13 protein-coding genes are annotated in these 13,327 nt (G+C 65.8%); 5 read left to right on the top strand and 8 right to left on the bottom strand.

Annotated features, from left to right (window positions below):
• Positions 1–4 precede the first annotated feature (4 nt).
• On the bottom strand, positions 5–133 hold the full coding sequence (locus MRBLMU1_RS31935) for a hypothetical protein (protein WP_363510561.1): 129 nt from the start codon (positions 131–133) through the stop codon (positions 5–7).
• 50 nt (positions 134–183) lie between these two features.
• Positions 184–2,643, bottom strand: a complete 2,460-nt coding sequence (locus MRBLMU1_RS31930; protein ID WP_363510558.1) for an alpha/beta hydrolase family protein — start codon at positions 2,641–2,643, stop codon at positions 184–186.
• A gap of 222 nt (positions 2,644–2,865) precedes the next feature.
• Between MRBLMU1_RS31930 and MRBLMU1_RS31925 the strand changes: the two genes are divergently transcribed.
• The 4 genes from MRBLMU1_RS31925 to MRBLMU1_RS31910 all read left to right on the top strand — a co-directional run bounded on the left by MRBLMU1_RS31925 (position 2,866) and on the right by MRBLMU1_RS31910 (position 4,892).
• On the top strand, positions 2,866–3,399 hold the full coding sequence (locus tag MRBLMU1_RS31925) for a hypothetical protein (protein ID WP_363510555.1): 534 nt from the start codon (positions 2,866–2,868) through the stop codon (positions 3,397–3,399).
• Between the two features lie 82 nt (positions 3,400–3,481).
• Positions 3,482–4,006, top strand: a complete 525-nt coding sequence (locus MRBLMU1_RS31920; RefSeq protein WP_363510552.1) for a DUF2975 domain-containing protein — start codon at positions 3,482–3,484, stop codon at positions 4,004–4,006.
• Complete coding sequence (locus tag MRBLMU1_RS31915) at positions 4,006–4,248, top strand: helix-turn-helix domain-containing protein (RefSeq protein WP_363510550.1); 243 nt, start codon at positions 4,006–4,008, stop codon at positions 4,246–4,248. Before MRBLMU1_RS31920 ends, MRBLMU1_RS31915 begins: the two co-directional genes overlap by 1 nt.
• Before the next feature lie 101 nt (positions 4,249–4,349).
• Positions 4,350–4,892, top strand: coding sequence for a hypothetical protein (locus tag MRBLMU1_RS31910; RefSeq protein WP_363510547.1), 543 nt, complete (start codon positions 4,350–4,352; stop codon positions 4,890–4,892).
• 3 nt (positions 4,893–4,895) lie between these two features.
• Here MRBLMU1_RS31910 and MRBLMU1_RS31905 read toward each other — a convergent pair whose 3' ends face one another.
• The 5 genes from MRBLMU1_RS31905 to MRBLMU1_RS31885 form a co-directional block, all read right to left on the bottom strand.
• On the bottom strand, positions 4,896–7,730 hold the full coding sequence (locus MRBLMU1_RS31905; RefSeq protein WP_363510545.1) for an ATP-binding protein: 2,835 nt from the start codon (positions 7,728–7,730) through the stop codon (positions 4,896–4,898).
• A gap of 3 nt (positions 7,731–7,733) precedes the next feature.
• Positions 7,734–8,552, bottom strand: coding sequence for a hypothetical protein (locus tag MRBLMU1_RS31900; RefSeq protein ID WP_363510542.1), 819 nt, complete (start codon positions 8,550–8,552; stop codon positions 7,734–7,736).
• Positions 8,545–9,924 (bottom strand): hypothetical protein, encoded by a 1,380-nt coding sequence (locus tag MRBLMU1_RS31895; protein ID WP_363510539.1) that lies wholly within the window; start codon positions 9,922–9,924, stop codon positions 8,545–8,547. Before MRBLMU1_RS31895 ends, MRBLMU1_RS31900 begins: the two co-directional genes overlap by 8 nt.
• Before the next feature lie 174 nt (positions 9,925–10,098).
• On the bottom strand, positions 10,099–10,875 hold the full coding sequence (locus MRBLMU1_RS31890; RefSeq protein ID WP_363510536.1) for a DUF3108 domain-containing protein: 777 nt from the start codon (positions 10,873–10,875) through the stop codon (positions 10,099–10,101).
• Between the two features lies 1 nt (position 10,876).
• Complete coding sequence (locus MRBLMU1_RS31885; protein WP_363510533.1) at positions 10,877–12,046, bottom strand: DUF3108 domain-containing protein; 1,170 nt, start codon at positions 12,044–12,046, stop codon at positions 10,877–10,879.
• Positions 12,047–12,219: 173 nt separating this feature from the next.
• Here MRBLMU1_RS31885 and MRBLMU1_RS31880 point away from each other — a divergent pair, with 173 nt between their 5' ends.
• A complete protein-coding gene (locus MRBLMU1_RS31880) occupies positions 12,220–12,984 on the top strand; it encodes a PhaM family polyhydroxyalkanoate granule multifunctional regulatory protein (RefSeq protein ID WP_363510530.1) in 765 nt (254 codons plus the stop codon).
• Positions 12,985–13,008: 24 nt separating this feature from the next.
• On the opposite strand, the gene MRBLMU1_RS31875 is transcribed toward MRBLMU1_RS31880, so the two are convergent.
• Positions 13,009–13,224, bottom strand: coding sequence for a hypothetical protein (locus tag MRBLMU1_RS31875; RefSeq protein WP_363510527.1), 216 nt, complete (start codon positions 13,222–13,224; stop codon positions 13,009–13,011).
• Positions 13,225–13,327 lie beyond the last annotated feature (103 nt).

The raw sequence follows: 13,327 nt of genomic DNA, 5'->3' as shown, positions 1-13,327 counted from the left end.
CGCCTCAACTCGGATTGTGGTCCGGGACGGGATCGTCCTGCGGCACCGGCTGCGGCACATGCGGTGGCGATGGCGGCGCCGTATCATCATCCGGCAACGGATCGGGCGCGCGGTGCGAGGTGACAAGTTCCATGATCTTCACTCCAGATAAAGGGCGGGCGTCCATTCTACGACGCCCGCCGATTACGCCGGTTTCGCCTGACGCACGTATTTATCCAGCCAGGCGTTGGTCTCATACAGCATATGCAATATCGACTCGCGCGCCCGGTATGCGTGCGATTCCTTCGGCAGCATCACCAGCCGCGCCGTCCCGCCCAATCCCTTGATCGCCTGGAACATCCGCTCGCTCTGCAACGGGAAGGTGCCGGAATTGCTGTCCTCCTCGCCGTGGATCAGCAGCATCGCGTCCTTGATCTTGTCGGCGTTATTAAACGGCGACATCGCCTGGTACACGGCCGGCGCCTGCCAGAACGGCCGCTCCTCCGACTGGAAGCCGAACGGCGTCAGCGTGCGGTTGTAGGCGCCGCTGCGCGCGATGCCGGCCCGGAACAAGCGCGTATGCGCCAGCAGGTTACCGGTCATGAAGGCGCCATACGAATGTCCGCCGATGGCGATCCGATGGCGGTCGGCCACGCCGCGCCGCACCACCTCGTCCACCGCCGCCTGCGCGTCCGCCACAAGCTGCGGCAGATAGGTGTCGTTGGGCTCCTCCTCGCCGCTGCCGATGATCGGGAACGATGGATTGTCCAGCACCGCATACCCCATCGCCAGGAACGCCGCCGGCCCCCAGTAGCTGACCGAGTTGAAGCGGTACGGCGAACCGGTGGTCTGGCTGGCCGCGCCGGCCGATTTGAACTCCTGCGGGTAAGCCCACATCAACAGCGGCAGCGGGCCGTCGCGCGCCTGCTCATAACCCGGCGGCAGCATCAACGTGGCCGTCAGCTCGACGCCGTCGTTGCGCGGATAGCGGATCTGCTCCTTGTGGACGTCCTTCAACTGCGGCGTCGGATGCGGATAGTCGGTCAGCGCGCGCAGCTGCTTGCCGGCCGGCTTGGACAAATCGCGCAGATAGTAGTTGGGCCGCTCGGTGGGCGACTCGCGCGTCGTCAGCAGCAAGGTGCCGTCGTCGTTGAGCACCGCCGCCACGTTCTCGAAGTACGGCGCCTCGCTCTGGAACAACCGCGTTTTCTGCCTGGTCGTCAGGCTGAGGCGGTCGATGAACGGGCGGTCGCCTTCCGGCGTGGCGCCGGCGCCGTCGAGCAGGATGGTGGTGCCGGGCCCGATCAGCAGGCGCGGGAAACCGGTGGCGTCGGCGCGCATCACCGGTGAACCGGGACTGCTGTAGCGGTCCTCGTACGAGCCGGCGTAGATCAGCTCCGGCGGCGTCGACAGATGGCCGGGCGCGATCATCCACTGCTTGTAGTCGCGCGTCTTGTGCCAGCGCTCGTTGATCAGCGCGACATCCTCCCTGCCCCAGGCGATGCCGGCGTAGCGCATCGTCAGCCGCGCCAGCACCTTGGGCGGTTCGGCGAACGGCGCCGCGTGCAGGTAAACCAGGTCGCGGATGCCGTCGACCACCGGCCGCGCCGGATCGCCGCCGTCCTGCGCCTCGGCCCACACCAGCGACGCCGGCGCGTCGGCGCGCCACGACACGTGGCGCACGCCTTCGGACACGGCGTCGTTCCCCGGCGGCAGCCCCTCCTCCAGCGGCAAGGTCGCCACCGTGTGCAGCAACTCGCCATCGAGGTTGCGCACGTCGACACGCTCGCCGAAGCTGCTGGCCGGCACGATGTACGAATACGGCCGCGTGATGCTCTGCGTGAGCAGATACTCGCCGCCGGGCGCGATCGAGGTGCGCGAATACTGGCCGGGCGCGCCGATCATGCGCCCCTTGCCGTGCAGGTCGAGCAGCACCATCTGCACCGTGACGTAGTGTTCGAACAGGCGCGCGTCGTCCTCGTTCTTGAGCAAATCCTGATAGGTGCGCAGCTGGCGCATGGCGCCATCGGCCTCGCTGTCCTGCTGGATCGGACCGGTCGGAATGCCGGTCGATTGCGGCGCCTTGCCCATGCCGGTCGGACGCCAGTGCACCAGCAGGCCGCTGCTGTCGGGCAGCCAGTTGAAGCCGCGCGTGAGCACCGCCGACAGCGGCTGCGCCGACAGCCGGCCGGCCTTGCGGGCGGCGATATCGACCAGCCACAGTTCGACCGCGCCGCGCTCTCCCTTGAAGGCCATGTGCGTGAAGGCCAGGTAGCGCTGGTCCGGCGACCAGGCCAGGTCGGACAGGCGCAAGCCGCGCGGCAGGCCGCGTATGCGACTTTCCTTTTGCGTGGCGATATCGAGCAGCGCCAGATCGGTGCCGAACGAGAAGCGCGACGACGAACAGGTGCGCGGATTGATGCGCAGGCCGGCCAGTTTGAGCTCGGGCTGCGCCACTTCGGCGATGCCCGGCAAGGGCGGCGTTTGAACCACGGCGGCCAGGTCGCGCCGGGGACTGAGACTGAGCGCCGGCGCGCGCGGGGCATCGACGATGGCCTGCAGGGCGGCCGGTGGCAAACGGTAGCCGCCTTCCTGCGCGCCGGTCTGCGGCGAGGCGGCCATCAAGCCTAAATTCAGGGGCAGCATGGGGATCTGTTGGTTCATGGATGTCCTTTCGGTCCAGAATCTCGGGGCTGCTGCGGGACTGCTGCGGTTCAGTGTGCTTATGCTCAACGCGAATGTCAATGCGCGCAGCACTGTGACGACAATCAGTCGTGACAATCTGTAACGCCATGCTGCAACGCGGCACAACGGGCGGGTGCGCTGGGAGCGCGCCGCACTCTCGCGTACAATCGCAGTTCTTCGAATGACGCGGTTGGATAGACTATGGAAATGACAACGCTCACGTTGCTACTGCTGGTACCACTGGCGGTGTGGCGAATTTACTCCCGGCTGAAAAAAATGATGGTGCGCACCAAGTCCGAACTGTGGCGCCATTACGCGATGGCGAGCGTGATGTCGGTGGTCATCCTGGTCATGTTGGGACTACTGATCGGCAAATGGATCGCCCTGGGCGCGCTGGTCGCCGGCGCCGTCGCCGGCGCGCTGCTGGGCCACCGCAACCTGCGCCTGACGCGCCTGGAGAACAAGCCGGACGGCTTCTTCTACACGCCGGACCGCCGCATCCCGCTGCTGGTGACGATGCTGTTCATCAGCCGCCTGATCTACCGCCTGTTCGAAGCGTACCTGCACATGCACGACGGCCTGCCGCTGGACCCGGACTTCCTGGGCAACCCGGTCACCGCAGTGCTGTTCGGCCTGCTGGCCGGCTACTACGCCACCTACAGCCTGCTGCTGGCGCGCTGGCACAAAAGCCAGAAGCCGCTGCCGCGCCCGATCGACATCTTCGACATCAAATAGCCAGGTAATCGCCTCATCGAGTCAAAGTTAACTATGCAACAGTAATTATTTACTGTAAAACGATAATTTTTGATGGAGGGCGATGATGAATACAGGTTTTGTCCGCACGCTGCTGTGGGTGTGCATAGGCGTGCAAGCGGTGCTGTTCGTGCTGGCATGGACGGATTTCGAGTCAGCCATCGGCGCGATGACCGTCCAGCTGACAGGCAGCGGGATCGATCCCGCCGCCAAGCTGGCGATGTCGCCGGCGCAGCGGGCGGTCGGCGCGGCGGTCGCGCTGCCGGCGCTGTTGGTGCTGACGTACGGACTGTGGCGGCTGGACCGCTTGCTGCTCAATTTCCACCGGCTGGACCTGTTCACCGCCGAGTCGATCGGCCACCTGCGCATGTTCGCCGGCGCCACGTTGCTGGCGACCGGATTGTCGATCCTCGAACTGCCAACCCGCGCGCTGGGATTCTGCGCGATGCGGGGCGGCCAGTGCGAGGTCGTGATGAAATTAAACTCGGAGCAAATGATGCTGATGCTGGTGTGCGCGCTGTTCTACCTGATCACGCGGCTGATGCAGGAAGGCCGCCGGCTGGCGGAGGAAAACGAAAGCTTCATCTGATGGCGATATTGATCAATCTCGACCTGATGCTCGCGCGGCGCAAGATCAAGTCGCGCGAGCTGGCGGCCTACGTCGGCATCACGGAACAGAACCTGTCGCTGCTTAAATCGGGCAAGGTCAAGGGCATCCGCTTCGCCACGCTGGAGAAGATCTGCGAGCGGCTCGAATGCCAGCCCGGCGACATCCTGGAGTGGACGCCGGACGACGCCGCGGGCGGCGATGGCGGCGATGAAAGCGTGTAAAAATGCCACGCCTTTTAAACGACAGTGCTATCGTTATGGTGCGGAGCGGGATGCAAACGGTGATATCCTGAAGTATCCGGACAGCAATAATTCGCATGCCAATGAACACGTCCATTTACGACAAGACCGCCAAGGGCAAGGAGGAGATCGCGACGCGCAAGTATCAGCTTGCGCCGCGTCTGCGCACCTTGCTGGTCCTGATCGATGGCCGGCGCGCCGAGGAGGAACTGCTGCGCAATGTGGCGGGGCTGGGACTGGGCGCGAGCGCGCTGGCCGAATTGCTGGAGCATGGCTACATCGTGCTGGCGACCAGCTACGCTTCGCTGTCGGAACCTTCACTGGCTGAAGCCTCACCGGCGGAAGCTTCGCCGGCCGAACACGCGCTGGCGGCACCGGCTCCCGAACCCGCGCAGATCGCGCAGTTCCAATCGGTTTATGATTTCTACAACAAGACCATCAAGAACACGATCGGCCTGCGCGGCTTCACCCTGCAGCTGAAGGTGGAAAAGGCCAGCAGCGTCGCCGAGCTGCGCGAACTGCGCCAGCCCTACATCGAAGCGGTGCAGAAAGCGCGCGGCAGCGAAACCGCCGCCGCCCTCGCCCGCCAGCTCGATCAGCTGTTGGGCATCACGCCCCTGGCCTAACCTTTAGGCCACCTTGGCGGCGGCGCCGTCGGTCCGGCGCTGCAGCACGAAGATCGGCTGCGCCCACTCGGTATCCTTCTTCTTTTTACTCGTGATGAGCGTCAGTTCGGAAGGATCGTAGACGTCCGTGTTGTGCGTCAGCGGCGTCGTCATCAGGTACTGGGCGTCGGTGTTCTTCAGGAACTCGCCGACCAGCTGGATGTTGCGGATATCCAGGTGGGCAAACGGTTCGTCGATGAACACGAAGCCGCCGGAGCCGTCTTCCGACTTCAGCAAACCGATCAGCAGCACCAGCGATTTCATCACCTGCTGGCCGCCGGACGCTTCGCCGTCGTTCATGCCGATGATACCCTTGCCGTCGAACTTGAAGCGCACGTGCAGGCCGGCCTGCGCCAGTTGCACGTCGTCGTTCTCCAGGCGCACCGGATCGGAGTGCACCTCGATGCCCGCCAGCTCGCCCAGCTCCTTGATGTTCTTGGAGTAGGTCTTGATGGTGTAGCGCAGCCGCTCCATGTAGGCGCCGCGCGCGTTGCCGGTCGCCTCGATGGCGCGGTTGTTCTGGTAGCGGCGCTCCTCGGTCTCGGACTGGCGGCCGCTGAGCTGATCGTTCAGGCGCTGGTACTGGTCGATGACCGTCGCATCGAGTTCCCAGTCGCTGCGCGCCAGGCTGGCTTCCAGACTATGGATGCGCAGGTTGACCTGGTGCGCATTCTGGTGATCCTTGACCAGGCGCAGGCGGCGTTCCGGACGGCGCCAGCTTTTCGGCAGATGGCGCCACGCCTTGCGCAACGCCAGCAAGGCGCGCGCGTGATCGGCGCGCTGCTCGATCTGGCGCTTGTTATTCAGGCGCATACCGGCTTCCGCCTCCGACAAGGCGAAGCGCGCGTTCTGCCACGTCGTGTCGGCGCGCGTGCGCGTGACGACGGCGTTCTTGATCAAGTTTTGCAGCTCGCCCAAACGGGTGCCGACTTCGGTGCGCTCCTCCTTCAACGGCACGGCGTTGCGCGCCGCCTCGTCGAATTCTTCCTGGCGCGCGGCCAGTTCCTTGGCGGCGTCGACACCGGCCAGGCGGGTTTTCAGCGCGCTGATTTCCGACGCCAGTTTCGAGACGATCAACGTCAGCGCGTCCTCCTGCGCCTCCAGCGCCGGCAGCGATCGCTGGATCGCCTCCATACGCTGCGTGCGGCCGGCGGAGCCGAAGCGGTAGCGCGAGACCTCCACGAACAGCGAACGGCCGCCGCGGCGTTCGCGGTGGTAGGCGTCCGGCGTGATCCACTCTTCGTGGTTGCCCAGCTTGGCGCCGGCATCGACGGTGTCCACGCGCGTGATGCGCGACAGCTGTTCCACCAGCCAGGCCGGAACTTTGGCCGAGAACTTCACCACCGACATCAGGCTGTCGTCCTTGACGGTCGGCGCGTTGACCAGGTCCGGCACGATGAAGTGGCGATAGCGTTCTTTTTCCGCGAGGCGGTAGGCCGCCGAGGCGTCGCTGGCTTTATCCAGCAGCACCACCGAGGCATAGCCGCCAAGGACGCCCTCGATGGCGCCCTGCCAGCGCGCGTCCGTCACCTCGACGATGTCGGACAGCATGGCGTGGCCGATGCCGGCGTCGTTCAGCGCGCGGCGCATGGTGCGCTGGGCTTCCGGTTCCGGCATCGCGGTCTTGCCCTGCAACGCGGAGATGGTCGACAGCTCGCCGGCGATCTTGGCGGCGATGGCGTCGCGCGCGTTGCGCTGGCGCGCCAGCTCGATTTCCTTCTCCTGCAACTGCTGCGCCACTTCGGCCAGGTCGGCGCCGGAATCGGCGGCCAGCTTTTGCAAACGCACCTTCTGTTCCAGCAGGCTGTCTAGCGGCTTGAGTTTGCCGTTGATATGCGTCAGGCGCGTTTGCAGCGACGTCGATTCCTGCTCCAGCACCGTCTCGTGCTGCTGCGCGTCGGTCAGCGCCTTGGCCTGCGCGGCCAGCTGGTTGCGCTTGTCGGTGATCTGCTGGTCTGCCTGCATCAGCGGCTTGCGCGCCTCGCGCAGCTGGCGGCTCACGTTGCCGTGCTTTTCGCGCGCCTCATGGTATTCCAGCGTGGGCAGCACTTCTTCCTGCAGGTTGCGGCGTTCCTTGTTCAGGTCTTCCCACTGGTGGTAATTGGCCACGCGCAGGCGCAGGCCTTCCAGGTTGGTCTTGGAAGCTTCCAGTTCGGTTTCGAAGCGTTTCAGTTCGACCTCGGTGTCGCGCTGGTGGCGCTTGGCCTCGTCGTACGCGTCCAGCACTTCCTTGTCGCCGAAGACCTGGAACACCAGGTCGAGCAACTGGCGCGGCGCGTATTCGCACAGCTTGTCGGTTTCGCCCTGCTCGAGCGCCAGCACTTTCGCCATCGCCGGCGACAGGCCGGCGTTGGCGAGGCGCTTGCGGTAGTTCTCGACGCCGAGCCAGTCGTTGCCGGCCTCGCCGATGTCCTCGATCTGCACGTTACCGGGACGCATAAGGTACTGGCGCTTCCAGTCGCCGCCGTTCTTCTGGATCTGGCAGAACAGCGTGACCTCGTCGTCGCTGAAAAAGCCGGAGCTGCGGAACGGACGGTTCGACAGCTGCTTGCCGACGTTCTTGTTGTCGACGACGGCGCGCAGCCAGGCGGTCTGCTGGCCGCTGTGGCGCGCGTAGTGCTTGTAGGTGCGGCCCATCGAACAATCGAGGCCGAACAGGGTGCGCAGCGCGTCGAGCAGGGTGGTCTTGCCGGAGCCGTTCTGGCCGGCGATGGTGATGATCTTGGCGTCCAGCGGGATGTTCTTGATGCGCTGCCAGTAATCCCAGTGGACCAGTTCTAACGATTTGATATGAAACATGGTTTAGTCCTTGGTGGGCAGGTCGGTGTCGTCGGCGGGCGGCGCGTCGGGCGTGCTGTCGGCGGGGATGTCGAACACCGGCACTGAATCGTCCTGAGCCTCTTCGGCTTCGGCGTCGCCGGCCACCTGCCCGGCCGCCGGTTCGTCGTCGTTGGCGGCGATCGGCGGCGTGCGGCGCGGCACCGGAATGACCTGCGCCGGCGAGCGTTTGAAGACGTCGGCCAGCGCGCCGTTGATGATGCGCTCCTTCAGCTGGTCGGTGTCCATCATCAGGTCCAGCAGCGGGCCTTCGACGATGACGTCGCCGCGACGCTCGATGAAGCCGAGTTTGGCCAGGATGCCGAGGTTCATGTCGAGGCGGGTCTTCTTGCCCAACTTGTCGCCGAAGTCGGCCAGCAGCGCCTTGTAGGCGATGCCGATCGAGGTGTCCTCGGCGCGCGGCAGCGGCTTCTCGATGCCGAACATGTCGTTCTGTTCATCGTCGGCGTGCTGGTGGGTCTCCTGGCGTTCGCGCTTGGGCAGGATGATCTGCGCCCACAGCACCACCAGCAGGGCCACGCCGTCGCGCGACAGGCCGAAGTTATTGTTTTGCCAGACGTCGCGCGCGCCGAAGATCTTCGGTTCGATGGCGCGGTGCAGCGCCAGCGTCACATGATCGGCGTAGACGTTGTCGAGCAGTTTGAGGCCGGTGGCCAGCAGGCGCGCGTCGACTTCGGCGCGGAACAACTCGTCCGACAGCACGCGCTTGACCAGTTTGTCGTCGCGGCGCAGGTGTTGATGCGTCAGCAGGCGCGCGATCAGGATTTGGGAATCGTCATTCATCGGACTTGTCGCCTTCCGGTTTCAAAGAAAGTGAGAGGGAGGCCAGGGACATCGCCGCCACGTGCAAATCGGGCAGCTGCACCATTTCGTCGCAGGGGTTGAAGGTGACCGGCAAGCGCGCCAGGTCGCCGGTGGCGCCCTGCAGGCGCGCCTCGTCGGCGTCGCCCAGCAGCGGCAGCAGCGAGGCGCGGTAGGACGCCACGGCGAAGGTCGCGGGCAGCAGCGAATCCTGCACCGGGATCGATGGCGCGGGTTCGCCGGCGGCGCCGGCGGCGGGGAACTTGGCCAGGGTGGCGAAGTCCGACAGGCGCGAGAGCCATTCGTCGAGCTCCTGCTGCATCGCCGGGCCGTCGCTGATGGTGGTCGGCGCGTCCTCGCCGGACGGCAGGCCGCCGGAGACGGCGCTGACGGCGCGGTCGGCCAGCAGCTCGGTTTCAGCGACGTCGATCATCTCGGCCGGCGTGATAAACAGCGGCACGACCGGCTGGTCGATGGCGCCTTCGGCCAGCGACGCCAGGTCCTCGTGCAGCAGCAGCCAGCGCTTGATGTCGGTGGTCGACAGGCCGGACTGGCCCAGGTGCACGCGCTGGCGCTCGATCTGGTTCAGGGCGCGCGAGAACATGCCCTGCATGTTGAGCAGCGCCGATTGCGCGCGGCCGATGGCCTGCGCCGCGCGGTGGGTGGCGCTGTCGGCGTTTTCGTCGGACAGGATGGCGCGCAGGATCTCGGAGCCCTTCTCGACCCAGTCGCAGGCCATGTGCCACTTGGCCTGCGAGGCGCGCAGGCGGAATTCGGAGCCGGAGGCGATGGCGTCGGAGAATTCCTCGGTCAGTTCGACCAGGCGGCCCAGCAAATGCTGCAGCTGGTCGACGGTGACGCCGCCCATCACCTGGGCGCCGGCCACCTGCGACAGCAGATAGCCCATGTCGGCCGGATCTTCCTCCTTGCCCATCGCCAGCAGCGCGTCGATCGCCGACAGCACGTTGCGCGCCATCGGCGTGACGCGGTAGACGGCGTGCTGCGCGTCCCAGGCCAGCAACTGGTTGGTGCGCAGGCGCATCAGCACCGTCTCCAGGCTCTCGGGAAGCAGATAGGCCAGGCGGGTGTTGATGTCGGCGCGGCTGAAGCTGGCCGATGCGGTGTCGGAGGCCAGCTCGCGCAGCACCAGCAGGCGCACCAGCACGCCGTCGAAACCGCCATGGAACAGCGCCGTGAACACCTGCAGCAGCGGCTGCGCGCGTTTCAGGTGGTAGACCTGCTCGATTTCGTCGGCCGAGATGTTCGGCTTGAAGTGCGCCTGGAGGCTGTTTTGCGTGTCTTGCTGGTCCAGCGCCGGATCGGACGCGGACTCACTTGTTATAGGTTCAATCATTCTCTGCCATTCTGGTCGCAACGCGATTGCAAATCGTGCAACAAAGCATCATCATCGCGGGGGGCGTCAGTATAGCAGGCGGGCGGGGTCAGGTCCGCCATTTCTACACGGCCTGGACAGTCCAAGGCGGATAGGGACCAGCCCGTGTAGAAATGGTGGACCTGACCCCGGAGTTTATTTTTTGGTAACTTTGTCCAGGGTCTGGTCGACGAAATCACCGTCGGCGTCCTTGAACACCACCCGCACCGGGTACCAGTCCATCGACGGCGCCAGCCACAGGTCGACCTGCGAGCCCTTATCGTCGTCAAGCGGCTGACGCACCAGGTGGACGGCGCTGACCTCGCCGGCGCCGGTCTGCACCGGCTCGACGTTGGCGACCTTGAAGCTCCATTGCGCGGCGTCGCGGCGGCCGGCGACGAAGTAGGCCCATTCGCTGCCCGCCTTGAACTTGTCCGGCGCGGCCCGCGCCTGCGAGGCGATCTGCCACTGGATGCTGGCGCGATCCTGCTCGCCGCCCTTGATCGGATAGGTCTCGTCGCCGACGCTGAAGCTGATGGTCTTGGTGTCGCGCTTGAAGCTGGTGGTGTTGGCCTCCTTGCGGAAGCGCTTTTCATAGAACGCCACCGGCGCCAGGCCGTAGTCGTCGATCAGCCCTTCGCTGCGCGTCTCGAGGATCTTGCCGAAGATGGCGGCGCGGCTTTCCACCGCCAGCGAGTACTTGCCGTCGCCGGCGCGCCATTGCACGATGGCCGTGCCGTTGATCGTCAGTCCGTGCTGCCTGGCCGTGATGTTGTAGTTCAGGTCCGCCGACGGCGGTTCGCTGTGCGCCCGCTTGGCGCTCGGATGGGGACCGGCGGCATCGCCGGCCGCGCGGGCGCCCGTCATGGCGCCCGCGGACAAAGCCAGCAGCATGGCGGCGCCCAGCAGGCGGATGGTTGGGGTTTTTTGCATGTTATTTTCCGGAGTCTGTCATCGTGATATTGGAGACGGTCTGCGTGGTCAGCGCGCCGCTCGCTTCGGTGTTGCGTATCTGGACCGGGTACCAGTTCATGCCCGGCGCCAGCCATATGTCCAGCCGCGACGAATAGGTGCCCGGCTTGGGCGGCCGGGTCAGGTGCCAGGCGACCACCTTGCCCATCTTGGTGTCCAGCTCTTCCTCGCCGACCAGCTGGAAGCGGAAGATCGTCGCCTCCTTCTCGTCGCCGACCTGCAGGTCGATGTCGCCGCCGAACTGGTTGACGTCGGCGCGGCCGATGCCGCCCAATTGGAACGGCACCGTCGCCTTGTCCTGCGCGCCCGTCAGCAGCGGATAGCTGCGCTCGGACGCCGAGAACGTGATCGTGCCCTGGTCGCGGTTGAAATGGGTCGCCGTCTCCGCCCGGCGCGTGCGCTTCTCGGTGACCCTGACCGGTGCGATGCCGTAGTCGTCGATGACGCCTTCGCTGCGCAGCACCAACAAGTTGACGCGCGTCACCAGCAGGCTGACACCCGCTTCGACCGAGGCGTCGTAACGGCTGCCGTCAGTATGCCACGTCATCGACGCGGAGCCCGTCCATTTGGTGCCGTCGGCGTCCACCCGCGCCACCGCCATGTCGAACTTGGCCGACGGCGGCAGATGCACCTTATAACGCCGCGTGCCCTGCGGCGCCACCTCGGCCGGCACGGCCGGCGCCGGCGTGGGCGCCTCGGCGGGCGCCGGCGGCGTGCCGGTTTGCGCCTGCCCCGCCCCGGCCTGGGCCTGGCTGGCGCTCTTGCCGGACGCCGGCGCCGAATCCTCGCTCGCCAGCACCGCGGTGGCGGCGATGGCGGTCAGCGCATCGGTGGCCGGCGCCGATTCCGGCGGTGGCGGCAGCGGCGCCGGCGGCGGCGGGCGCCTGGCGCGGGGACGCGGCGCGTCTTGCGCCAGCGGCTTGACGTCCACCAGCGGCGCGCTCTCGACGCGCTTGGGCAGGGTCAGTCGCAATTGCGCCGTCATCACCGACGGTGGATGGGGCGAGGTGCGCGGCACGGAGGAGCCGAGGTGATTGCCCGCCCAGTCGATCGCTGCCAAATGCAGCGCCAGGGTGGCCGCGCATACGACCAGCAGGCGTCGGCGTTGAAAGAGGTTGGAAACAATCGTCATGCCGCTAGTTTAACGTGTTCGGGCAAAGCCATCGGTCCGTCGCCTCGCGCCCATGGAAATGTTGTCAAAATCTTTTTGAATGCGGGGCGGATATCTGCTACGCTGAAAGCTAAAATCCACAGGAGACAGATATGGCCAATACGCAGATGCCGAACATTCCAGGCGCCGGAGTGATGACGGACACTTTAGACTTTGTCAAAAACCTGTGGGGCAGCATGAGCGTGCCCGGTTTGACGGCGCCGACGCTGTCGGTCGACGAACTGGATAAGAAGATCAACGATCTGAAGGCCGTCGAGGCCTGGCTCAACCTCAATATGAGTATGCTGCGCGGTAGCATCCAGGCGCTCGAAGTGCAGCGCGGGACCATCGCCACGCTCAAATCCGTCGGCGCCAGCCTGGCCGCCGCCGTCAACACGGGCGCCAACGACAAATCGATCTTCGACGCCAACCCGTACGCGTCGGCCTTCTTCCACCACGCCCGCGAGGCCGACAAGGCGCCCGCCAGCACGCCGTCATGGCCGCCGGCGCCATCGGCCGCTCCGGCGCCTGCTCCCGCTCCGGCGCAGCAGGCCGCGCCCCAGGCGCCCGACGCCGCGCCGGCGCCCAAGCCGGTCCCGGACGCCGCCGCACAAATGCCCAATCCGGCCGTGTGGTGGAATCTGCTGCAGGATCAATTCAAACAGGCGGTATCGACGGCGATGGCGTCCGAGTCGATGATGGCCGATGCCGCCGCGCGCGCCACCGATACGGCGGTCAAATTCGCCGCCGCCGCCACCGCCGGCGGCAAGCCCGCCGGTGCGGACGCCGGCGCCAACGCCGGCCCGGGCGGCGCGAAGGCGGCCACCGCCGACAAGCCGGCCGTCAAGCCGGCGCCGAAGAAAGCCCCGGCCAAAACCGCGCCGGCGAAAACCGCCAAACCCGGTTCCGAAAAGTCCTGATCACGCCGTGGCCGGCGCCCGGCCTCAGGCCAGGCGCTGGATGCGGATGGCGTCGATCATGCCGTCTTCCTGGCGCTGCACTTTTTCGATATCGATCAAGCCCTCTTCCTCAAGCAGCTTTGCGCTGTCGTGGGCGGACTGAAAACTGTCGAGGGTATCTCCCTTGGCTGCGACCGGCCGTATCCAGGCCACGCTGCCCACTTTCATCTTCGTATACACTTCTTTTGCGATATCACGCATGTCGTTTTGCCCTTTATTTCAAGGCGCAGACAGGGCTGCGCCGCGATTCAGTGTAATCATTTGGTGACCCGGAAACAAGTTGGCTGTTGCGCCCATCCGTCAC

Source organism: Burkholderia sp. LMU1-1-1.1, assembly GCF_040675865.1.
GTDB lineage: Bacteria > Pseudomonadota > Gammaproteobacteria > Burkholderiales > Burkholderiaceae_D > Rugamonas.
This window is presented reverse-complemented; position numbering and strand designations above follow the sequence as displayed.

Coding starts and splice junctions, on each gene's coding strand:
- MRBLMU1_RS31935 (WP_363510561.1), bottom strand. CDS start 133: ATGGAACTTGTCACCTCGCACCGCGCGCCCGATCCGTTGCCGGATGAT.
- MRBLMU1_RS31930 (WP_363510558.1), bottom strand. CDS start 2,643: ATGAACCAACAGATCCCCATGCTGCCCCTGAATTTAGGCTTGATGGCC.
- MRBLMU1_RS31925 (WP_363510555.1), top strand. CDS start 2,866: ATGGAAATGACAACGCTCACGTTGCTACTGCTGGTACCACTGGCGGTG.
- MRBLMU1_RS31920 (WP_363510552.1), top strand. CDS start 3,482: ATGATGAATACAGGTTTTGTCCGCACGCTGCTGTGGGTGTGCATAGGC.
- MRBLMU1_RS31915 (WP_363510550.1), top strand. CDS start 4,006: ATGGCGATATTGATCAATCTCGACCTGATGCTCGCGCGGCGCAAGATC.
- MRBLMU1_RS31910 (WP_363510547.1), top strand. CDS start 4,350: ATGAACACGTCCATTTACGACAAGACCGCCAAGGGCAAGGAGGAGATC.
- MRBLMU1_RS31905 (WP_363510545.1), bottom strand. CDS start 7,730: ATGTTTCATATCAAATCGTTAGAACTGGTCCACTGGGATTACTGGCAG.
- MRBLMU1_RS31900 (WP_363510542.1), bottom strand. CDS start 8,552: ATGAATGACGATTCCCAAATCCTGATCGCGCGCCTGCTGACGCATCAA.
- MRBLMU1_RS31895 (WP_363510539.1), bottom strand. CDS start 9,924: ATGATTGAACCTATAACAAGTGAGTCCGCGTCCGATCCGGCGCTGGAC.
- MRBLMU1_RS31890 (WP_363510536.1), bottom strand. CDS start 10,875: ATGCAAAAAACCCCAACCATCCGCCTGCTGGGCGCCGCCATGCTGCTG.
- MRBLMU1_RS31885 (WP_363510533.1), bottom strand. CDS start 12,046: ATGACGATTGTTTCCAACCTCTTTCAACGCCGACGCCTGCTGGTCGTA.
- MRBLMU1_RS31880 (WP_363510530.1), top strand. CDS start 12,220: ATGACGGACACTTTAGACTTTGTCAAAAACCTGTGGGGCAGCATGAGC.
- MRBLMU1_RS31875 (WP_363510527.1), bottom strand. CDS start 13,224: ATGCGTGATATCGCAAAAGAAGTGTATACGAAGATGAAAGTGGGCAGC.